Consider the following 20362-nt stretch of genomic DNA (forward strand, 5'->3'; position numbering starts at 1 on the left):
TCGTAGATCGTGCTCGCGGCGGGATCTCCGCCGGACGCACCCCTACAAGCCTACGACTGCTGCGCGGAAATCGGCGCAGGCCTGGTGTGATACTCGACAATCCTGGTCAGCATCGCGGTGAGCTGTGCGCGTTCGGCTGCGTCGAGGGGAGCGAACGCCTCGTCCTGCGCCGCGGTGAGCATCCGGTCGAGATCGAACAGTCGTCGGCGCCCGCGCTGGGGGAGGGTGATGATGTTGCGTCGCCGATCGGTGGGGTCGGCGGCGCGTACGACGAAACGACGGTCGACGAGTGCGTCGACGGCGGCGGCGACGTCGCTGCGATCGAGTCCGCAGCGACGGGCGAGGTCGATCTGACTGGACGGACCGTATTCCTCGAGGGCGGCCAGGATCCGGTAGTGGTGACCGCGGGCATCGGCGGAGTCGAGGCGATCGAACACGACGCGATGCACGTGTCGCGCCGCCTGGGTCATCAGATAGCTCGGGAGGTGTCCGAGCCGATCGGGGCCGGCCGCGTCGTGGGTGGCGGACATGTGACCGAGTCTACGAGGACGGGCGCGTCGGATCGAGACCCCGTCACCGCCGACGATGGTCGGTGATCGGGGTGCGAGGCCCGCGCTTCGGAACCCGCGCGTACCCACCGGACTCCACGATCAGTCGCACTGCCCGATAACGCTGCGGGCGTAGGGGTTCGAGATATTCGATCATGCCGGGATCGTCGAGGGGTCGGCCGAGCAGCGCCCATCCGACCACCTTCGCGAGGTGGTAGTCGCCGACGGAGAGCGCATCGGTGTCGCCGAACGCGCGCTGGGCGACCTCCGCGGCCGTCCACACGCCCACTCCCGGAACGACCCGTAGTTTCCGTCGGGCGTCAGCGGGCGATTCGTGGACGAGCCGTTCGAGCGAGTCGGCGACCTGCGCGCACCGCACCACGGTGCGTGCACGGCCGGGGTCGACGTTCGCCCGATGGAACTCCCAGGACGGTACGGTCCGCCAGGTCGCCGCGGAGGGCGGCACGCGCATGCCCTCCGGGGCCGGACCGGGCGCCGGATCGCCGAACCACGTGACGAGACGACGCCAGGACGCGAACGCCGCCACCCCGTGCACCCGCTGTTCCAGGACGGCCGGCACCAGGGATTCGAGCACCCGGCCCGTGCGGGTGATGCGCAGGGCGGGCATGCGCCGGTGCGCCTCGACGAGCAGGGGATGCTCGGGTACGAAGCCGGACGGGTCGTCGTCGGCGCCGAGCAGCGCCGGAAGCCGATCGACCAGCTCGGATGCGCCCGGGCCCCACGCCAGGCACCGCGCGCCGTGCGGACCGTCCTGGGTGAGTCGGTACGTCACGGCACCGGTGTCCATGCGGGAGGTGCGCCAGACGGCGCCTGCGACGACGCGATGACACGGATCCCACGGCCCGCGTTGAAGCGGCCGCAGGGTGCGCACCACATCGACGGGCCACGGCACGCGCACGCGGGTGTCGAGGGGTGTGCCTGCGCCGGGCGAGCCGTGTAGTTCTCGCTGTTCGGACACGGTCACCGCCCTACCGTACTCCGCGCACACGGGCCGGGTCGCCGCCGACTGCGACGACCCGGCCCGTGACGAGGTCGGAGCGGTTTGTCGGGTGACTACGTCACTCGTCGGACACGGTGGTCATGCCCAACCGGTTCATGTCGGGAACGAACGGCTGGTGTGCGAGGAGCCCGCCGTCGACCTTGATCACCTCACCGTTGATGCCCCGGGAGTCGTCCGAAGCGAGGAACAGGAACACCTTGCCGAGCTCGGTCGGGCCGTTGAGATCCGGACGCATCGTGTGCCCGACGTAGATGTCCTTGATCTCCTGCGGCAACGCCTGAGCCGGGGGAGTGGTGGTGGTTCCGGGGCAGATCGCATTGCAACGCACCCCTTCCTTTCCGTACTGCGTCGCGGTGAACTTGGTCAGGGCGATGAGTGCGGCCTTGGTGGCGCCGTAACCGGTGAGGCTGCTGTCGCCCGCGAACGCGTGCGTGGACGACGTGTTGACGATCGTCCCGCCGTTCTTGCGGAGGTACGGCAGCGTGTGCTTCGTGAGCAGCATGGCGGCTCGGACGTTGACGGCCATGACGTTGTCCCAGACCTCGATGGCCATGTTGGCCACGTCGCCGTCGTCACCGGGGAAGATGCCGGCGTTGTTGATGACGATGTCGGGAGCACCGAAGTAGTCGACGGTCCGCTGCACGAGGTTCTCGATCTGGTCCTCGTGCCGAAGATCGATTCCGACCGCCAGCGCGGTCTTGTCGCCGTGACGTTCGTTGAGGATCGCCGCGAGGCGTTCGGCGCCCTCCACGTTGATGTCGGCGACGACGACACGCGCACCTTCGGCTGCCAGCTCAGTGGCGGTGGCACCGCCGATGTTGAGGCCTCCCGGTTCGACACTGGTTGCACCGGTGACGATGGCGACCTTTCCCTCTACACGACCCATCTTGCTCACTCCTTGTCGAAATATGTTGTGGACTTACAGGTCCAGTACCAGGCGATCGCCTCGACACCGGGATACGCAGATCAGGATGTACTCACCCGCAGCCTGTTCCTCCGGCGTGAGGATCTCGTCCCGATGGTCGGGAACCCCCTCCAGGACCGTCTGCTCGCACCGTCCGCACATGCCTTGCTGGCAGGAGGACAGGACGTCGACGCCGTTGGATTCGAGCGTGTGGAGAATCGAGCGGTCGGCAGGCACCGTGAAGGTGCGGTTCTGCTTGGCGAGTACCACTTCGAAGGCGGTATCGCCGGTCGCGGCCGACGGTTCGGCGGGGACGAACCGCTCGGTGTGAAGCGTTCCTGCGGGCCATGATTCGAATCGCTGCTCGACGGCTTCGAGCAGACCTGTGGGGCCGCAGCAGTAGGCGGCGGTGTCGTCGCGAGGCTCTCCGAGAACTCTGTCCAGATCGATGGGGCCGGATGTGTCGTCGGAGAAGAATTCGACGCGATCGCCGTAACGGGCGAGTTCGTCGCGGAAAGCCATCGAATCGGCGGTCCGGCCTCCGTAGGCCAGACGCCAGTCGGCACCGTCTGCGTGGGCCCGGGCGATCATCGGCAGGAGGGGAGTGATCCCGATCCCGCCGGCGACGAACAGATAGCGCTCCGACTCGACGAACGCGAAGTTGTTGCGGGGTGCGCCGACTCGCAGTTTCGTGCCGGCTTCGACGGACGTGTGGATGTACTCCGAGCCTCCGCGACCCTTCCCGGCAGGTTCTCGGAGGACGGCGATTCTCCACACGTCCGGATCGGACGGGTCGCCGCACAGTGAGTACTGGCGGACTGCTCCCGACGGAAGAAGGACGTCGATGTGCGCTCCCGGGGTCCACATCGGCAGATGTGTGCCCGTCACCGGGCGAAAGACGAGAGCCTTGACGCCGGTGGCGACGGTATCGACCTTCTCTACGACGACGTCGATGTCGCCGTCGTTCGCGTCGCGGGTTGTCACGCGACGTCCTCCTTTCTGTCGGGGTCGAAAGGTGTTGTTACGCCCGGTCCCACGTGATCGGGAGCTCGTGGACGCCGAAGATCCGGGCGTCGTTCTTGAGCCGGATGTCCTCGGCGGGCACTGCGAGTCGCAGCGTCGGGATGCGCTCGAGCACGATGGAGAACACCACCTGCAGTTCGAGGCGGGCCAGCGGAGCGCCCAGGCAGGTGTGGATGCCGTGACCGAAGGTCAGGTGGCGGCTCGCATCCCGGTGGAAGTCGAGGCGATCGGGCTCGTCGAACACCGACGGGTCGCGGTTGCCGGCCTCCGTCGAGAACATCAGCAACTCGCCCTTGGCGATTCGCTGACCGGCGATCTCGATGTCCTCCGTGGTGGTCCGGGGTAGGCTGCCGATGATGTCGAGATGGCGGAGCAGTTCCTCGACCGCCTGGGGCATGAGCTCGGGGTCCTCGCGCAGCTCGGCCAGCTGCTCGGGGTGCTCGAGAAGGGCGAACAGGCCCAGGCCGAGCATGTTGCCCGTGGTCTCGTGACCGGCCATGAGCAGGAAGGTCGACATACCGGCGACGTCGATGATGCTGAGATCACCGGACTCGATGTGCTTGACGAGGAGGCTGACCAGGTCGTCGCCGGGGTTCTGCTGCTTGATGGTCACCAGCTCGGCAAGGTACGTCATGACATCGCCGATGGCGCCGGCGATCTGCTCGGGAGTGCTGTCCGCTGCAAGGACGGCACGGGTGCGTTCCTGGAAGAAGTCGTGCTTGTCGTAGGGGACGCCGAGCAGTTCGCAGATGACCAGTGAGGGCAGCGGCAGGGCGAGGGCGTCGACGAAATCGACGGGCTCGTCGGACTTCAGCATCTCGTCGACGAGCTCGTTCGCGATCCGCTCGATGTTCGGGCGCATCGCCGCCATGCGACGAGGGGTGAACTCCTTGGCCAGGATTCGGCGCAGATCGTCGTGCTGCGGCGGATCCATCGCTACGAAGAAGCCGGGAACGGCTTCGTCGCCGGCGTCGCCGCGGGAGGAGTCGTCGATGCCGCGCACGCTCATCCGGGGGTCGGCGAGCACCGAGCGGACGTTGTTGTAGCCGGTGATCAGCCAGCCGGGCGTGCCCTTGAAGTCGACCTTCTGCAGATTGTCGTCGCTGAACGAGTCGTACTTGTCGTGGGGCGCGAACGGGCAGGTGCGGCCGAACGGGAAGGTGGGGTGCTCTGCGTTTGCAGTGGTGTCCTGGCCGATGACGTCGTCTGCCGGTGTGGTCGTCATGTGTGCTCCTTCGATGGCGGCGGGAGTGTGCCGTGACTTCCGGCCCGGGATCCGTACAGCGAAGGACGTGTGGTGCTGCGGGTTCGACCGATTCGGAAGGGCAGCCCGTGGAATGTGACGGGGGGCACATGAGCAGTGAACGCTCATATCGTGGCATGTCACCGATGGAACGTCAATGAGTAGTTCGAAGATTTGCTGCGATGCAACGGGACGTCGATGGGTGCAGCCGTCCTCTCGGAGCAAAAAAGTGCTGTACAAGAGGGTATTTCGGGTCCAAGTGGGCGTCGTGATGGACCGGGTCGAGGGGGAGTAGCGGTGCGCGTGTTGGCCGTGAGGATGTCTCGCGGCGCACGCAGAGTTAGTACTGACTCTGATTTTCCCCGTTGTGCTGCCCCGAAAACGGGTCCGCCGTGCACGACGCGCCGCGCTTCCTGCGGGACTGCAGGAGAGCGGGAGGACGTCGTGCACGGCGGAAGCTCGTGACTGTCGATCCGGGGTCGGGTCAGGCGGTGGCCCGCTGGAAGTGCGCCAGCAGATCGGGGTACTTCACCAGGTGTGCGCCACCGTTGAGATCGAGACTTTCACCCGTGAGCCAGGACGCGTGCGTCATGTAGACGGCGGCGTCGGCGATCTCCTCGGGAGTACCCGACCGGCCGAGCGGGGTGTTGGCCAGATAGTCGTCCTGGAGCCCGGGAACCGACATCGACGGTGTGGTCAAGGGCGTCATGACGATTCCGGGCGCGATCGCATTCACTCGGATGCCTCGCGGGGCCAGTTCCAACGCTGCGACTTCGGTGAGCATCGCGAGTCCGGCCTTGGCGGAGCAGTAGGCGCTCATCCCGGTACCGGGCTGGCGTGCGTTCAGCGAGGACAGCGAGATGATCACTCCGCCGTCGTCCATCGCGCGGGCCGCGTGTTTGACCACCAGGAACGCTCCGGTGAGGCAGACATCGACGACGAGCCGGAACTTCTCGACGGGCAGATCGGTGACGGAACCGGCGACGCTGAGTCCGGCACTGTTCACGGCGATGTCGAGCCGGCCACGTCGCGCGCGTACGGATTCGAACAGTTCCTGGACGGAACTCTCGTCCGTCACGTTCACTTCTGCCGCCTCGTGCGGTTCGCCGAGTTCGGCCGCGAGTTCTCTCGCGGCGGTGATGTTGCGGTCGGCGACGGTCACGGTCGCGCCGTCGTTCGCCAGCGCCCGGGCTATCGCGGCACCGATACCCGAGGCGCCACCTACGACGACCGCACAGCGTGCATCGTTCGGGGGCATGTTCTTGGTTCCCTTCCTGGAGGGAGATGGAATGTGGGGGTCATGAGGACCTGAGGCCGGCCGGGAGGACCATGGCGTGTGCCAGGGTGGACAGTTCCTCGGCGATACCGGGCCGCTCGCGGAGCTGGGCGTTCTGCGAGACGTCGGTGACCACGCCGATGACGGCCTGGGCGAGGGCCCGTGCATCCGCTGCCGAGAGGTTCTCGGCGATGGCGCAGATGGCCTCGACCCATTCGGCGACGTACTCGCGCTGGGTCTCCCGCAGTGCGGCCTGTTCCTCTTCGGAGAGATACAGCAGGTCGGTGGTGAGGATGTGCATGATCCGGCCGTGCACACCCAAGGCCTGCCGGATGTAGGTGCCGATCAACGAGTCGAGCACCTCGTGCGACGAGGTGGCCTGGGCGAGCGCGTCGGCTGTCACGTACAACAGGCCCTCTGCACCTCGCTCCAGGATCGCTCGCAACACCTGGGTCTTACCGGTGACGTGCTGGTACAGCGTGGCCACGGACATCTCCGAGGCCTTGGCGATGTCGTCGATGCGCACGTCGTAGAAACCGCGCTCGACGAACAGCTGCGAGGAGGCTTCGAGGATCCGTTCACGACGTCCCGCCGGCCGACGGGGCACCGGTGTCGGTGCCGGTGTGGCGTCGGGACCGAGCTCGGGCAGGGCGCAGGCGATGATCGCCCGGGCGATCGCCGATTGGATCTCGATCAGACGCTCGGGTGGGAGCGTGCCCCGGATGGTCGGGGTGTTCGAGTACATCGTGAGGACCGCGAAGCCCAGCAGTTCGGCGTTGTGCGCGCTGATCTCGGGATGCGCGGCAGTGATCCTCGCAGCGATACGGTCACGATTGGCCGAGAAGTAGTCCCGGAAGACACGGCGTTCGTCCTCCTGGAGGTGCCGTTGCTCCCGTCTCCACAGAGTGGCCTCGTCACCGTTCGCCGTGAGATCAGCGAGTCCGTCGAGAAACAGATCGAGCTGCTCGAGAGGTGTCGCGCCGTCCTCGTCGGCGCGATCCGCGAGCTCGTCGACGAGCGCCACCTGACTCATCAACGCCTGCACGAGGATGTCGTGCTTGCCTTTGAAATGCCGGTAAACCGCGGGCCCGGTGAGTCCCACCGCCGCACCGATCTGGTCGATGCTCACGTTCTGGTACCCGAGATCCTGGAACAGATGGGTCGCGGCCCGGACGATCTGCTCGATCCGATGGCCGCCGCGGGTGGAAGCGGGAGCGGTTGCGGCACGGGGCGTCGTCGAACGTGCCATCTCAGTTCTCTCCGGTGGGCTCGATCATGGGACCAGTTTCGCATCCCCGGGCGGATCGGACTCGGGCCACGCCACCACGGCGGTTCCCGCCAGTGTCCGGGTTCCGTCCGTCAGTACCGCGGTCAGGTCCAGCACGGCACGTCGTTCACCGTCGACCGTCGCGATCTCCTTGATCGTCGCGGTCAGCGTCGGTTCGGCGAGCACCGGGGTGATGGCGGTGAACCGCGTCGACAACTCGCGGATACTGCTCTGGGGGAACCGGTCGGTGAGCAGGCGTCCGAGATAGGCCATCGACAGCATGCCGTGGGCGAAGACGTCGTCCATTCCGGACGCACGCGCCGAATCGATGTCGATGTGGATGGGATTGTGGTCGCCGGACGCGCCGGCGAACAGTGCCAGCGTCGTGCGGGTCACCGCGCCGGGCCGCAGCTCGGCGACGACCTCGGTGGCGGTGGGTGTGGACGAGGTCATTTCTTACCTCCCGGATTCTTGATGACGCTGACACTCTCGAGCTCCGCTACGACGGACCCGTCGCGGGTGACGGTGCTGCGGCGGACGAGGAAGTCGAGGGCGCCACCCGCCTTGGAGTAGGCATCGACGTACGAGGATTCGAAGGTGACCGTGTCGCCGGCGTGGACGTCGGCGAAATAACGGAACCGCTGTTCACCGTGGAGGACGTTGCCGAGATCCACGCCGTGCGCCACGAGATCGGCGAAGACGTTCGAGTTCTCCAGTTCGAGACCGAACAGGAAGGTGGGAGGCGCGAGTACGTCCGGATGACCGGCGGCGACTGCGGCGTCGCGATCGCGGTAGATCGGGTTCTCCTCACCGATCGCGATGGCGAACTGCCGGATCCGGCCCCGTTCGACGTCGGCGACGATCGGAGGAACCTCGACATCGAGGATTGCGTGATCGAGAGACATCAGACCGCCTTCTCGTACAGGGTGACGACGCATGCGCCACCGAGACCAAGGTTGTGCTGCAACGCGATTCGAGCGCCGTCTACCTGCCGGTCACCGGCCTGCCCGCGGAGCTGCCAGACCAGTTCGGCGCACTGGGCCAGACCGGTCGCGCCGAGGGGGTGCCCCTTGGAGAGGAGACCACCGGACGGGTTGGTGACCACGCGGCCGCCGTAGGTGTTGTCACCGTCGAGGATGAACTTCTCGGCGGTGCCCTCCGGCGTCAGGCCGAGGCCTTCGTAGGTGATCACCTCGTTGGTGCTGAAGCAGTCGTGCAGTTCGACGACGGGAATGTCCAGCGGATCGACTCCGGACTGCTCGTAGACCTCCGCGGCGGCCTTCGCCGTCATGTCGTAGCCGGCGACCCGCATCATGTCGGTGGTGTCGAAGGTGCCCGGCAGGTCGGTCACGAGCGACTGGGCGCGGATGCGGATGCTCGCATCGAGTCCGTGCGCGCGAGCGAACTCCTCGCTGCACACCACGGCGGCCGCTGCGCCGTTCGTCGGCGGGCAGCACATCAGGAGCGTCAGCGGTCCCCAGATGTGCTTCGAGGACATCACGGTGTCGAGATCGATCGGATCGCGGAAGACGGCGAGGGGATTTCGCGCCGCATGAGAGCGTGCCTTCACCGATACACGTCCGAAGACCTCGGACGAGACTCCGTAGCGCGCCATGTAGGCGACACCTGCACCGCCGAACATCTTCGCGGCCATCGGTGCCTGTTCGTCGCCGCCGGGCATGGAGACCGCGATGTTCTCGCCGCGCTCGGTGGGGCTGGGGCGATCGCCGTAGGCGTTGACGAGCGCTCCGGGCTGCATCTGTTCGAAGCCGAGGGCCAGTACGCACTCGGCGGCGCCGGAGGCGACGGCCTGGCGGGCCAGCCACAGGGCGCTGGAGCCGGTCGAGCAGTTGTTGTTGACATTGACGACGGGGATACCCGTCATGCCGATCTCGTAGAGAGCGTTCTGCCCGGAGGTCGAGTCGCCGTAGACGTATCCCACGAATGCCTGTTGTACGTCGGCATATTCGAGTCCTGCGTCCTTCAGGGCCGCGGTTGCCGCGGCGGCTCCCATCCGGTCGTAGGTCTCGCTCTTTCCGGGTTTGGTGAACGGCATCATTCCGACGCCGCTGATGCAGACATTGCGCATGGTCTGCCTTTCGATCGAAGCGGGTGTGCGATGTTCGGACTTCAGCAGACTATACATATTCGCCATTAACAAGAAGAGGAAAAAACCAGCAAAAATGGACGTTGACTCCCTTCAAACCTGAAGTTAGTATTCACCCCAGTGACTGGAGTCACACGATCTTCACAGCGTCGGCCTCGCGGTATCCGGAGGTCGGGCTTTCGACGCGAACACTCAGGAGGAAACACGTGAGCGGCCAGAAACTGCAGGACAAGGTGGCACTGGTCTCCGGCTCGGGCCGCGGTATCGGTCGAGCCGTCGCCGTGAAGCTGGCGTCGGAGGGGGCCCGGGTGGTGATCAACGATCTCGATGCCGAGCCCGCGAAGGAAGTGGTCGCAGAGATCGAGGCACTCGGAGGCCAGGCCGTCGCATGCGTCGGCAGCGTCACCGACCCTGCGTTCGCCGATCGCTTCGTCGCCACCGCCGTCGACAACTTCGGTGGGATCGACATCATCGTCAACAATGCCGGCTACACCTGGGACAACGTGATCCAGAAGATGACCGACCAGCAGTGGGCGGACATCATCGACGTGCACCTCACCGCGCCGTTCCGCATCCTGCGCGCTGCCCAGCCGGTCATCAGCGCCGCGGTCAAGGCCGAGCGTGCCGCCGGCACCGAGGTGCCGTGCCGCAAGATCGTCAACATCTCGTCGACGTCGGGTCTGCTCGGCAACCCCGGCCAGGCCAACTACTCCTCCGCCAAGGCGGGCATGGTCGGTCTGACGAAGACGATCGCCAAGGAGTGGGGCCGGTACAACGTCACCTCCAATGCCGTCGCCTACGGCGTGATCAACACCCGCCTCACGTCGGTGACCACCGAGGCCAAGACCATCGACGTCGAGGGCCGCGAGATCAAGGTCGGCGTGGATCCCGCCGTGATGGAGGCCGCGACGAAGCAGATCGCGCTCGGCCGGGCCGGCACCGTCGAGGAAGCTGCCGGTGCCGTCTACCTGCTGTGCAGCCCCGAGTCGAGCTACATCACGGGCCAGGTCCTCGTGTGTGGCGGCGGGCTGTGACCGAGGCCCCCAGCATGCAGGAGCAGGCCGTGGACGACTACGAGGACGTGACCTACGAGGTCTCGGACGGTGTCGCGGTGGTGACGCTGGATGCGCCCGAACGGCGCAACGGGATGCGGGTCCGCATGCTCGTCGACGTGCTGCGCGCACTCGACCGGGCGGATCGCGATCCCGACGTGCGCGCAGTGATCGTCACCGGCGCGGGCGAGGCATTCTCGGTGGGCGCCGCACTCGACGGCCCCGAGACGTTGACGCGCGCCCTCGTCGAGGACGTCGACGGTCACACACCCACCGGTTACCGCGAGCCCGCCGGACGTATCAGCGAGCGGATCTTCGAAATGCAGAAACCGGTGATCGCCGCCATCAACGGGCATGCGATCGGCGGAGGCGCGACCATCGCAGCGGCGATGGACATCCGGATCGCGAGCGAAGACGCACGATTCGGGTTCGTGTTCACCCGGCGTGGCGTGGTCCCCGAGGGTGCCTCCTCCTGGTTCCTGCCCAGGCTCGTCGGGATCGGTCGGGCCACCGACTGGATCCTGTCCGGACGGGTGTTCGACGCCGCCGAGGCGTACGAAGCCGGATTCCTCACACGGGTGGTTCCCGCCGACCGGGTGATGGTGGAGGCCAGGGAATACGCGGAGCAGTTCGTCCGCGACACCTCCCCGACCTCGGTCGCGCTGTCCAAGAGGCTGCTGGCCTCGGGATGGATGCACTCGCACCCGGCTCGGGCGGCAGCGGACGAATCCCGCACGTACGCCGGACGAGTCGACTCCGCCGACGCCCGTGAGGGGATCCTGTCGTTCCTCGAACGCCGGCCCGCGGTCTTCCCGCCGCTCGATCCGACTCCCGCCGAACGATTCTGACACTCCCTACGGACCCCAGGAGCACCATGACCACCGACCCGTTCACCGTATGCAAGTACGGGGCCGACGCGGAGGGGACACACGACTTCGCCGGCATCCACAATTTCAACGAGAGCGTCTACTTCAACTTCGTCGACCCGGTCTCGCAACTCGGTGGACTGGTCCGGATCGGTAACAGGCCGAACCTCGGGTACAGCGAAACCTCCGTGCAGTTGACTCTCCCGGGAGGTGCCATCGCCTTCCGGGCCGGCCGGACCCCGTGCGAGACCAACGACGAGTTCTCCGGTCAGGGACTGGAGATCGTGATCAAGGAACCCACCCGGACCGCCGAGATCACCTACCGCAACACCGTCGCACGTGTCGCCCATCCGTCGATGATGGCCGAGCAGGGCCGCATCGCCCTGAAGAACGCCCCCTCGGAGGAGTGCGAGATCTCCCTCACCTACGAGGCGACAAGCCCCATGTTCGTCATCAACGGGGACGGCGACGGCGACTGCACGCCGGGCAGTTCGACGATCGCCAGCGATCACTACGAACAGTTCGGGCACCTGTCCGGAACCATCCGCGTGGGCAGCCGGACCTGGGTGCTCGACAAGGTCACCTCCTTCCGCGATCACTCGTGGGGACCGCGGGAGTGGGCCTCGTACACGGGCGAATGGCTGGCCGGATGGCTCGCCGACGGTACCGCCTTCAGCGCGTACGGCGAGTACGAACCGTCGGGCGTGCGTGTCAGTGCGGGCGCGGTGCTGACCACCGACCACGTCGCCCATCCGATCACCGACTACAAGGTCCTGACCGATTACGCGGGCGAATCCACCTACAGCGGAAGGCATGTCGGCATCATCACCGCCGAAGGCCTGCCGACGATCGTCGTCGACGGATCGATCCGGCACTTCGTGCCGGTCACGCAGCGTACCGAGGACCGTGCCGTGCGCATGGCACAGATGACGGTCGACCTCGCCGAAGGCCACGGCGGCTGGGCCGTCGCCGAATTCCTGCGTCCGATCAGGCCGTAGGCGCGGCTGCCGCCCGTATCGGATCGTCATCGAGGAGCACTGTCATGTACCCAGGACGTCACGCTGTCGAGCACCCCGACCGCCCGGCGGTCATCATGGCCTCCAGCGGAGAGATCGTCACCTACGCGGATCTCGACACCCGGGCCAACCGGCTCGCCGCGTTGTTCCGGGCGCAGGGACTGGCGGCGGGCGACCACATCGCCCTGTTCATGGACAACCATCCCGACATGATCGTGGCGATGTCCGCTGCCGAACGCACGGGACTGTTCTACACACCGGTGAACTCCTTCCTCTCCGCCGTCGAGGCCGCCTACATCATCGGCGACTCGCAGTCCCGACTGGTGATCACCACCGCGGCGAAGTTCGATGTTGCGCAGAAACTTCCGGATCTGTGCCCGGCGGTACGGACATGGCTGCTGGTCGATGCCGACGCTGTGGCCACCGAGCCACCCGCGCCGTTCGAGTCGTATGCGGGCGCCGTGTCGGAATTCGACGGAACTCCGGTACCGGACGAGCGGTTGGGTACGCCGATGTTCTACTCGTCCGGCACCACCGGACGGCCGAAGGCGATCAAGCGGTCCCTTCCCGATGCGCATCCGGGACAGATCCTCGACATCGAGGATTTCGGACGCAGACTCTTCCACCTACGGGAAGGGATGCGCTTCCTGTCGCCGGCGCCGCTCTACCACTCCGGACCGCAGTCCTCGGTGGCGATCGGTATCCGCCTCGGCGCGACGATCGTGGTGATGGAGAAGTTCGACGCTCGCGAGTATCTCGCACTGGTCGAGAAGTACCGCATCACCCACTCGATGGTCGTGCCCACCATGTTCTCCCGCATGCTCAAACTCCCCGAGGAGGAGCGGAACCACGACGTCTCCTCCCTCGAGGTCGTCGTGCACGGTGCGGCACCGTGTCCGGTCGCGGTCAAGGAGGCCATGCTCGACTGGTTCGGTCCCGTGATCTACGAGTACTACGGCGGCACCGAGGCGAACGGCATGTGCGGATGCACCCCGCAGGAATGGCTCGAACACAAGGGAACCGTCGGCCGGCCCTACATGGGTGAACCGGTGATCCTCGACGACGACGGACACGAATGCCCGCCCGGTGTCCCGGGAACCATCTGGTTCCGGGGCACGGGAAGCACCTTCGAATACTTCAACGACCCGGAGAAGACCGCCGAGGCGCGCAGCGCCGACGGAACGATGTCGAAGATCGGCGACATCGGTTTCCTCGACGAGGACGGTTTCCTGTATCTCACCGATCGCCAGGCCTTCGTCATCATCTCCGGTGGAGTGAACATCTACCCGCAGGCGATCGAGAATCTGCTCGTCACCCACCCGAAGGTTCTCGACGCCGCGGTGTTCGGCGTCCCCGACGAGGACTTCGGTGAAGCCGTCAAGGCCGTCATCCAACCGGTCGACCCCGCGGACGCCGGCCCCGCTCTGGCGTCCGAACTCTCCGAGTTCTGCCGATCCGAGCTCGCGAAATTCAAGTGCCCCAAGTCGTTCGACTTCATCGACGAGATGCCGCGGCTGCCCACGGGCAAGCTCTACAAGAAGGGTCTGCGCGCCGCGTACTGGACCGAACCCGCCGCCGCATCCCGCTGAACCATCTCACCCAGAACAGGAAGTTCCATGCCCCACGACGTTTTCGTGTACGACGCGATCCGGACCCCGCGCGGAAAGGGCCGCAACGGCGCGCTCAACGGCGTCAAGCCGATGTCCCTGATCACCGGACTGATCGAAGCGATCCAGGAGCGCAACCCGTCGCTCGACCCCGCCCGCATCGACGACATCGTGCTCGGCGTCGTGAGTCCACTGCGTGACCAGGGCGCCGACATCGCGCGCATCGCCGCGGTCAATGCCGGCCTGCCCGAAACCGTCGCCGGCGTGCAGATGAACCGCTTCTGCGCATCCGGCCTCGAGGCGGTCAACACCGCATCGCAGAAGGTCGCATCGGGTTGGGAGTCGCTCATGCTCGCCGGTGGCGTCGAGTCGATGTCGCGCGTGCCGATGGGCAGCGACGGCGGCGCGTGGGCCAACGACCCGGAGACGAACTTCACGACCGGTTTCGTCCCGCAGGGCATCGGCGCCGACCTGATCGCGACCCTCGAGGGCTTCACCCGTGAGGACGTCGACAGCTTCGCCGCCGAGTCGCAGCGCCGCGCCGCACAGGCATGGGACGAGGGCCGGTTCGACCGCTCGGTCGTCCCCGTCCGCGACAAGAACGGCATCGCGGTCCTCGAGCGCGACGAGCACCTGCGCCGCGGCACCACGGTCGAGACGCTCGCCGGGCTCACCCCGGCATTCGCCGGCATCGGCGCGGCCGGCTTCGACGCGGTGGCACTGCAGAAGTACCACTGGGTCGAGCGCATCGATCACGTGCACACCGGGGGCAACTCGTCGGGCATCGTCGACGGTGCAGCACTGGTCGCGCTCGGTAACGAGCAGGTCGGCAAGGACCTCGGTCTGACCCCGCGGGCCCGGATCGTCGCGGGTGCGGTCAGCGGCTCGGACGCGACCATCATGCTCACCGGACCGACACCCGCCACCCGCAAGGCACTCGCGGTCGCGGGACTGACCGTCGACGACATCGACCTGTTCGAGATCAACGAGGCGTTCAGCTCGGTCGCGCTGCGTTTCATGAAGGACCTCGACATCCCGCACGAGAAGCTCAACGTCAACGGCGGCGCGATCGCGATGGGGCACCCGCTCGGAGCAACCGGCGCGATGCTCATCTCGACCGTCATCGACGAGCTCGAACGCCGCGACCAGCGCCGTGCGCTCGTGACGCTGTGCGTCGGCGGTGGCATGGGTATCGCCACGATCGTCGAACGCGTCTGAGCCCGAATACTTCTCCTCCGCGACCTCCAGAAAGCTGTGAGCACACGATGACCCAGATTGCAGAACCCACCAGCGCAGAGCGTATCGGCACCATCCTGTGGGAGCAGGGCGACGACGGCATCGTCGTCCTGACCTTCGACGACCCGAACCAGTCCGTCAACACGATGAACGCCGCGTGGTCCGACTCGTTGAACCGGGTGCTCGACCGCCTCGCCGAGAACAAGGACGTCGTCACCGGCGTCGTCATGACCTCGGCGAAGAAGACGTTCTTCGCGGGCGGCGACCTCAACGACATCTTTGCTGCCACCCCCGAGCAGGCCGGTGAGCTCGCTGCGTTCGCAGACGGCGCGAAGGCCATGCTGCGCCGTATCGAGACCGCAGGTGTCCCGGTGGTCGCGGCGATCGCCGGCGCTGCCCTCGGCGGCGGACTCGAGATCGCCCTCGCGTGCCACCACCGGATCGCGGTGCGCGCGAAGCCCGTTCGAGTGGGCCTGCCCGAGGTCAACCTCGGACTGCTGCCCGGCGGCGGAGGCATCGTCCGCACCGTACGGCTGCTCGGCCTCGGCCCCGCCCTCGACAAGGTGCTGCTGACGGGCGCGTCGTTCACCGCAGACAAGGCGCTCGAGATCGGCCTGATCGACGAGATCGTCGATTCGGCCGACGACCTCGTCCCCGCCGCGCGTGCCTGGATCGCCGCGAACCCGGACGCGACCCAGCCGTGGGATCGCAAGGCACCCATCCCGGGCGGCACCGCGTACTCACCGTCCGTCGAGACAATGATCCCGGCTCGTGTCGCCGCAGTGCGCGCCGCCGCGAAGGGCGCGCCCAACCCGGCACGCGAGGCGATCCTCGCCACCGCGGTCGAGAGCACGCAGGTCGGCTTCGACGTCGCGTCCGCAATCGAGACCCGTTACTTCGTCGGCCTCGCCACCGGGCAGATCTCCAAGAACATCATCCAGGGCACCTTCTTCGACCGGCAGGCCATCGCGTCCGGCGCGAGCCGACCCGAGGGCTACCCGACGCACAAGGCCACGTACGCGGCAGTGCTCGGCGCCGGCCTGATGGGCGCGGGCATCGCACTGTCGTGTGCGCTCGTCGGAATCAAGGTGGGTCTCAAGGACGTCGACCTCGCCGCCGCCGAGAAGGGCAAGGACTACGCTCGCCGCTTTCTGTCCAAGCAGGTGAAGTCCGGTCGCCGCACGCAGGAGTCGGCCGACGAGATCCTCGCACTCATCACGCCGGTCGCCGATGCGGCCGACCTCGCCGGTGCCGATCTGGTGGTCGAGGCCGTATTCGAGGATCCGGCGCTCAAGAAGACCGTCTTCGGTGAGGTGCTGGGCGTCGTCGCGCCCGACGCGGTGCTCGGTTCCAACACCTCGACGCTGCCGATCACGGACCTCGCCGCCGGCGTGGACCGCCCCGAGGACTTCATCGGTCTGCACTTCTTCTCGCCGGTCGAGCGGATGGATCTGCTCGAGATCATCGTGGGGGAGAAGACCAGCGACGCGACGCTCGCGAAGGCGTTCGACATCGCGCGGCAACTGGGCAAGACGCCGATCGTTGTCGGTGACGGTCGGGGCTTCTACACCAGCCGCGTGATCCTGCAGCGTCTCACCGAGGCCGCCGCGATGGTCGGTGAGGGTATCGACCCGCAGTCGATCGAGCAGGCGTCGGTGCAGGCGGGCTACCCGCTCGGCACGCTGGCGCTGCTCGACGAGGTCACCTCCGCGCTCCCGCTGAAGATCCGCAGCCAGTTCCGTGAGGTCGCGGAGGCCGCGGGTACACCCTTGCCCGAGCATCCCGGCGACGCGGTGCTCACCGCGATGGTCGAGGAGCTCGGTCGCCCGAGCCGTGTCGCGGGTGCCGGCTTCTACGAGTACGAGGACGGCAAGCGCGGCGCGCTGTGGTCCGGTCTCGCCGAGCGCTTCCCGGTGAACGGTGAACGCGCCGACCTCGACGAGCTGAAGGACCGGCTGCTGTTCGCCGAGGTCCTCGAGACGGTGCGCTGCCACGACGACGGCGTCCTGCGCTCGACCGCCGACGCCAACGTCGGGTCGCTGCTCGGCATCGGATTCCCCACGTGGACCGGCGGCACCAGCCAGTTCATCGCGGGTTACCCCGGCGGCACCGCGGCGTTCGTGCGGCGCGCGCAGGAACTGGCCGACAAGTACGGTCCCCGATTCACGCCCCCGGCGTCGCTGACGGAGGGCTGACCGGTGCGCAGGGACATCTACACCGACGAGCACGAGGCCTTCCGGTCCGCCTTCCGGGCCTTCCTGGACCGTGAGGCAGTGCCGTACGTCGAGGACTGGGAACGTGAGGGGACGGTCGACCGTGCCTTCATCAACGCCGCCGCGAAGTCGGGATTCCTCGGCTTCGAGTTCGACACCGCCTACGGTGGTCTGGGCATCACCGACTTCCGGTACAACGCCGTCATGACGGAGGAGGTCGTCGCGTCCGGAATGGCCGGCGACACCTTCAGCATGCAGAACGACATCATCGTGCCGTACCTGAGGGACCTGACAACCGACGCCCAGAAGGCACGTTGGCTTCCGAAGTTCACCAGCGGCGACTGCGTCACCGCCCTCGGCATGACCGAACCCGGCGCCGGTTCGGATCTGGCATCGATCCGCACCACCGCACGGCGGGACGGCGACGAACTCGTCATCAACGGCACGAAGACGTTCATCACGAGCGGTGCCACCTGCGACCTGGCGATCGTGCTGGTGCGCACCGGTGAACGCGACGGCCGCGGGACGTCGTTCGTGGCCGTCGAGGCCGGAACCCCCGGCTTCGAACGTGGCCGGCCGATGCACAAGATCGGGCGCAAGGCCCAGGACACCGCCGAACTGGTCTTCACCGACTGCCGGGTCCCGGTCTCGAACATCATCGGCGAACCGGGACGCGGATTCGGATCGGCGGTGGCCAATCTCCCGCGCGAACGCCTGTCGATCGCCGTCTCGGGCGTCGCGTCGGCCGCGCACGCACTGAGCCTGGCTCTCGATCACGTGCGCGACCGGGTCGCGTTCGGCGCTCCGCTGTCCGAACTGCAGTCCGTTCGGATGGCCATCGCCGAGATGCACACGGATGTCCAGGTGATGCAGCACTACGTCGACAAGTGTGTGCTCGCGCTGAACGAGGGCGAACTGACCGCGGACGATGCGGCCGGAGCCAAGTACAAGGCGACCGAACTGCAGTGGGACGTCGTCGATCGGTGTCTGCAGCTGTTCGGCGGCTACGGCTACATGGAGGAATACCCGATCGCCCGGATCTGGCGTGACGCGCGTATCCAGCGGATCTACGGAGGAGCGAACGAAGTGATGAAGGATCTGGTGGGTCGAAGGGTGGTGGCACGATGACCGGGCCGCTCGCAGGACGTGTCGCTCTCGTCACCGGGAGCTCGCGAGGCCTCGGACGATCCGTGGCCCTGCGGCTCGCCCGCGACGGCGCGGCCGTCGCCGTCAACTACCGCCGTGAGGCCGATGCCGCCGACGAGGTGGTCGGTGAGATCACCGCCACCGGCGGCACGGCCCGCGCCTACCGGGCCTCGATCGACGACGAGGTCGCCGTCGAGGCGATGGTCGAATCGATCCGAAACGACCTGGGTGCGGTCGACCTGCTGGTCAACAACGCAGGCTCGGCCAGCCGGGGACTCGACGTGGCGACCACCACCCGCGCGGAGTTCGAACAGCTGCTGAACGTCCACGCGCTCGGCCCGATCCGCCTGATCCAGCTCGTCCTGCCGGGGATGCGGAAGGCCGCGTCCGAGCCGGACGGCCGCGGGGACATCGTGATGATCTCGAGCACCACCACCGCCTCCGCGCCACCGAACTCGGCGCCGTACACGATGGCGAAATCGGCCATGGAGACCTGCATCCGGACCCTCGCCCAGGAGGAACGTCCGAACGGCATCCACGCGAACATCGTCGCGCCCGGCCTCATCGCCACCGAGATGGGCCGACGACTCGTCTCCGCGTCGCGCGGCACCGACATCGCCGAACTCGACGCGTCGTCCCCGTTCGGTCGTGTGTGCCGTCCTGAGGACGTCGCCGGTGCCGTGGCCTTCCTGGTGTCACCCGACTCCGGGTACGTCACCGGTCAGCGTCTCGTCGTCGACGGCGGCGGACCGACGGCGGTGGTGTTCTGATGAGCGTCACGGACATCTATACCGAGGTGACGGGCATGCGTAACGAATTCCTCGACGAACTCACCGCCGAGCTCGACCGCGCCGTCGGTGCGGGCGGGTCGCTGACCCTCACCGACGTGGACCTGCGCGGCGAGGGGAACTCGTGGGAGACCTATCTCGTCACCGCGACGTGGACGGCGGGCACCGGCGATTCGACCGCGACCTACGCGGTCAAGCGTCAGCCGATCAGCGGCATCGTCGGCGATTACGACGTCGCTCGTGAGGTCGCGCTTCTCGAGGCCGCAGCCGGCATCGGGATGCGCGTTCCGCAGGTGATCGCCTACTCGGTGCCCGAGACCGGTCGTGGATGGTTCGCGATGGAGAAGGTCGAGGGCCTGATCCCGATGCCGAACACCGTCTCCCGCGTGGTTCCCGACAAGGAGACCCGATGGAGGCTCGGGCTGGACGTGGCCCGGGAAATGGCACGCCTGCACGCCGCCGACCCGCACGGTCTGAACCTGACCGCGCTCGGTCCGGTTCCGGAACCGGCGGACACCGGTAAGCACGAGAACGACAAGTGGCACCGGGTCTATCGGGACGTCGTCGACATCCCGATCCCGATCCTCGATCTCGCGTTCGCATGGCTGGATCATCGGCGCGATGCGGTCTCGGGTCGGGTGTCGCTCGTGCACAACGATTTCCGGATCGGCAATCTCGTGGTCGAGGACGACACGATCACCGGTGTCCTCGACTGGGAGACCGCGCACTTCTCGGACCCGACCGCCGACATCGCGTGGTTCGCGCAACGGACCTCGCGCGGGCGTTCCCCGTTGTTGTGCAAGCTCATCGAGAGCGAGCCGTTCCTCGACGAATACGAGGCGGCCGGCGGTTGGCGTCCGCGTCCGGACACCCTGACGTGGTGGACGGTCCAGTCGCTGGTGAAGACCGCCGTCGGATGCCTGCAGGCCGTCGACATCTACTCGCGCGGGGAACGTGACGAGTTGCGGTACGCGAACATGGCGCACAGCGTCTACTACAGCCTCGGCTGGCTCGGACAGATGCTGCGCGACGGGGAATGGGGACACTGA

Annotated in this window: 19 protein-coding genes; 9 read left to right on the forward strand and 10 right to left on the reverse strand. The window is 67.1% G+C overall.

Going from position 1 to position 20362, the window contains the following annotated elements; genetic code table 11:
• Window positions 1-50: 50 nt before the first annotated feature.
• The 10 genes from ACNJ7K_RS09045 to ACNJ7K_RS09090 form a co-directional block, all read right to left on the reverse strand.
• Window positions 51-530, reverse strand: a complete 480-nt coding sequence (locus ACNJ7K_RS09045) for a MarR family winged helix-turn-helix transcriptional regulator (RefSeq protein ID WP_060650103.1) — start codon at window positions 528-530, stop codon at window positions 51-53.
• Between the two features lie 43 nt (window positions 531-573).
• Window positions 574-1467, reverse strand: coding sequence for a DNA-3-methyladenine glycosylase family protein (locus ACNJ7K_RS09050; RefSeq protein ID WP_183070770.1), 894 nt, complete (start codon window positions 1465-1467; stop codon window positions 574-576).
• Between the two features lie 160 nt (window positions 1468-1627).
• On the reverse strand, window positions 1628-2455 hold the full coding sequence (locus ACNJ7K_RS09055) for an SDR family oxidoreductase (protein WP_120283738.1): 828 nt from the start codon (window positions 2453-2455) through the stop codon (window positions 1628-1630).
• 33 nt (window positions 2456-2488) lie between these two features.
• Window positions 2489-3457 (reverse strand): PDR/VanB family oxidoreductase, encoded by a 969-nt coding sequence (locus tag ACNJ7K_RS09060; RefSeq protein WP_455408687.1) that lies wholly within the window; start codon window positions 3455-3457, stop codon window positions 2489-2491.
• Between the two features lie 37 nt (window positions 3458-3494).
• Window positions 3495-4721 (reverse strand): cytochrome P450, encoded by a 1227-nt coding sequence (locus ACNJ7K_RS09065; protein ID WP_120280613.1) that lies wholly within the window; start codon window positions 4719-4721, stop codon window positions 3495-3497.
• Window positions 4722-5223: 502 nt separating this feature from the next.
• Complete coding sequence (locus ACNJ7K_RS09070) at window positions 5224-5997, reverse strand: SDR family NAD(P)-dependent oxidoreductase (RefSeq protein WP_120280612.1); 774 nt, start codon at window positions 5995-5997, stop codon at window positions 5224-5226.
• Between the two features lie 40 nt (window positions 5998-6037).
• Window positions 6038-7264 (reverse strand): TetR/AcrR family transcriptional regulator, encoded by a 1227-nt coding sequence (locus tag ACNJ7K_RS09075; RefSeq protein ID WP_120280611.1) that lies wholly within the window; start codon window positions 7262-7264, stop codon window positions 6038-6040.
• Between the two features lie 24 nt (window positions 7265-7288).
• A complete protein-coding gene (locus ACNJ7K_RS09080) occupies window positions 7289-7735 on the reverse strand; it encodes a MaoC/PaaZ C-terminal domain-containing protein (protein WP_120280610.1) in 447 nt (148 codons plus the stop codon).
• Complete coding sequence (locus ACNJ7K_RS09085; protein WP_487041505.1) at window positions 7732-8187, reverse strand: MaoC family dehydratase N-terminal domain-containing protein; 456 nt, start codon at window positions 8185-8187, stop codon at window positions 7732-7734. Before ACNJ7K_RS09085 ends, ACNJ7K_RS09080 begins: the two co-directional genes overlap by 4 nt.
• Window positions 8187-9371, reverse strand: coding sequence for a lipid-transfer protein (locus ACNJ7K_RS09090; RefSeq protein WP_455408686.1), 1185 nt, complete (start codon window positions 9369-9371; stop codon window positions 8187-8189). The genes ACNJ7K_RS09085 and ACNJ7K_RS09090 overlap by 1 nt, the downstream gene beginning before the upstream one ends.
• Before the next feature lie 224 nt (window positions 9372-9595).
• Between ACNJ7K_RS09090 and ACNJ7K_RS09095 the strand changes: the two genes are divergently transcribed.
• Genes ACNJ7K_RS09095 through ACNJ7K_RS09135 form a run of 9 tightly spaced genes read left to right on the forward strand, consistent with a single transcriptional unit; the run spans window position 9596 to window position 20362 of the window.
• Window positions 9596-10423 (forward strand): SDR family NAD(P)-dependent oxidoreductase, encoded by an 828-nt coding sequence (locus ACNJ7K_RS09095; RefSeq protein ID WP_120280607.1) that lies wholly within the window; start codon window positions 9596-9598, stop codon window positions 10421-10423.
• Window positions 10424-10437: 14 nt separating this feature from the next.
• Window positions 10438-11289, forward strand: a complete 852-nt coding sequence (locus tag ACNJ7K_RS09100; RefSeq protein WP_120283734.1) for an enoyl-CoA hydratase-related protein — start codon at window positions 10438-10440, stop codon at window positions 11287-11289.
• A gap of 26 nt (window positions 11290-11315) precedes the next feature.
• Entirely contained in the window at window positions 11316-12305 is a 990-nt protein-coding gene (locus ACNJ7K_RS09105; RefSeq protein WP_120280606.1) for a DUF7065 domain-containing protein, read from the forward strand.
• 44 nt (window positions 12306-12349) lie between these two features.
• A complete protein-coding gene (locus ACNJ7K_RS09110) occupies window positions 12350-13912 on the forward strand; it encodes an AMP-binding protein (RefSeq protein WP_487041506.1) in 1563 nt (520 codons plus the stop codon).
• 27 nt (window positions 13913-13939) lie between these two features.
• Window positions 13940-15148 carry an acetyl-CoA C-acetyltransferase gene (locus tag ACNJ7K_RS09115; protein ID WP_455408684.1) on the forward strand — a complete coding sequence of 403 codons (1209 nt, stop codon included), beginning with the start codon at window positions 13940-13942 and terminating at the stop codon, window positions 15146-15148.
• Between the two features lie 47 nt (window positions 15149-15195).
• Entirely contained in the window at window positions 15196-17361 is a 2166-nt protein-coding gene (locus ACNJ7K_RS09120; RefSeq protein ID WP_120280603.1) for a 3-hydroxyacyl-CoA dehydrogenase NAD-binding domain-containing protein, read from the forward strand.
• 3 nt (window positions 17362-17364) lie between these two features.
• A complete protein-coding gene (locus tag ACNJ7K_RS09125; RefSeq protein WP_455408683.1) occupies window positions 17365-18507 on the forward strand; it encodes an acyl-CoA dehydrogenase family protein in 1143 nt (380 codons plus the stop codon).
• A complete protein-coding gene (locus ACNJ7K_RS09130) occupies window positions 18504-19295 on the forward strand; it encodes an SDR family NAD(P)-dependent oxidoreductase (protein WP_455408682.1) in 792 nt (263 codons plus the stop codon). The genes ACNJ7K_RS09125 and ACNJ7K_RS09130 overlap by 4 nt, the downstream gene beginning before the upstream one ends.
• On the forward strand, window positions 19295-20362 hold the full coding sequence (locus ACNJ7K_RS09135) for a phosphotransferase family protein (protein ID WP_120280600.1): 1068 nt from the start codon (window positions 19295-19297) through the stop codon (window positions 20360-20362). Before ACNJ7K_RS09130 ends, ACNJ7K_RS09135 begins: the two co-directional genes overlap by 1 nt.

The sequence above is a fragment of the Rhodococcus shunpengi genome (genome assembly GCF_048381395.1).
Classification (GTDB): domain Bacteria; phylum Actinomycetota; class Actinomycetes; order Mycobacteriales; family Mycobacteriaceae; genus Rhodococcus.

What these genes read in the sequence shown, in the direction of transcription:
- ACNJ7K_RS09045 (WP_060650103.1), bottom strand. Translation starts at nt 530, where the DNA reads ATGTCCGCCACCCACGACGCGGCCGGCCCCGATCGGCTCGGACACCTC.
- ACNJ7K_RS09135 (WP_120280600.1), top strand. Translation starts at nt 19,295, where the DNA reads ATGAGCGTCACGGACATCTATACCGAGGTGACGGGCATGCGTAACGAA.
- ACNJ7K_RS09075 (WP_120280611.1), bottom strand. Translation starts at nt 7,264, where the DNA reads ATGGCACGTTCGACGACGCCCCGTGCCGCAACCGCTCCCGCTTCCACC.
- ACNJ7K_RS09100 (WP_120283734.1), top strand. Translation starts at nt 10,438, where the DNA reads ATGCAGGAGCAGGCCGTGGACGACTACGAGGACGTGACCTACGAGGTC.
- ACNJ7K_RS09120 (WP_120280603.1), top strand. Translation starts at nt 15,196, where the DNA reads ATGACCCAGATTGCAGAACCCACCAGCGCAGAGCGTATCGGCACCATC.
- ACNJ7K_RS09070 (WP_120280612.1), bottom strand. Translation starts at nt 5,997, where the DNA reads ATGCCCCCGAACGATGCACGCTGTGCGGTCGTCGTAGGTGGCGCCTCG.
- ACNJ7K_RS09130 (WP_455408682.1), top strand. Translation starts at nt 18,504, where the DNA reads ATGACCGGGCCGCTCGCAGGACGTGTCGCTCTCGTCACCGGGAGCTCG.
- ACNJ7K_RS09105 (WP_120280606.1), top strand. Translation starts at nt 11,316, where the DNA reads ATGACCACCGACCCGTTCACCGTATGCAAGTACGGGGCCGACGCGGAG.
- ACNJ7K_RS09085 (WP_487041505.1), bottom strand. Translation starts at nt 8,187, where the DNA reads ATGTCTCTCGATCACGCAATCCTCGATGTCGAGGTTCCTCCGATCGTC.
- ACNJ7K_RS09055 (WP_120283738.1), bottom strand. Translation starts at nt 2,455, where the DNA reads ATGGGTCGTGTAGAGGGAAAGGTCGCCATCGTCACCGGTGCAACCAGT.
- ACNJ7K_RS09065 (WP_120280613.1), bottom strand. Translation starts at nt 4,721, where the DNA reads ATGACGACCACACCGGCAGACGACGTCATCGGCCAGGACACCACTGCA.
- ACNJ7K_RS09110 (WP_487041506.1), top strand. Translation starts at nt 12,350, where the DNA reads ATGTACCCAGGACGTCACGCTGTCGAGCACCCCGACCGCCCGGCGGTC.
- ACNJ7K_RS09090 (WP_455408686.1), bottom strand. Translation starts at nt 9,371, where the DNA reads ATGCGCAATGTCTGCATCAGCGGCGTCGGAATGATGCCGTTCACCAAA.
- ACNJ7K_RS09115 (WP_455408684.1), top strand. Translation starts at nt 13,940, where the DNA reads ATGCCCCACGACGTTTTCGTGTACGACGCGATCCGGACCCCGCGCGGA.
- ACNJ7K_RS09080 (WP_120280610.1), bottom strand. Translation starts at nt 7,735, where the DNA reads ATGACCTCGTCCACACCCACCGCCACCGAGGTCGTCGCCGAGCTGCGG.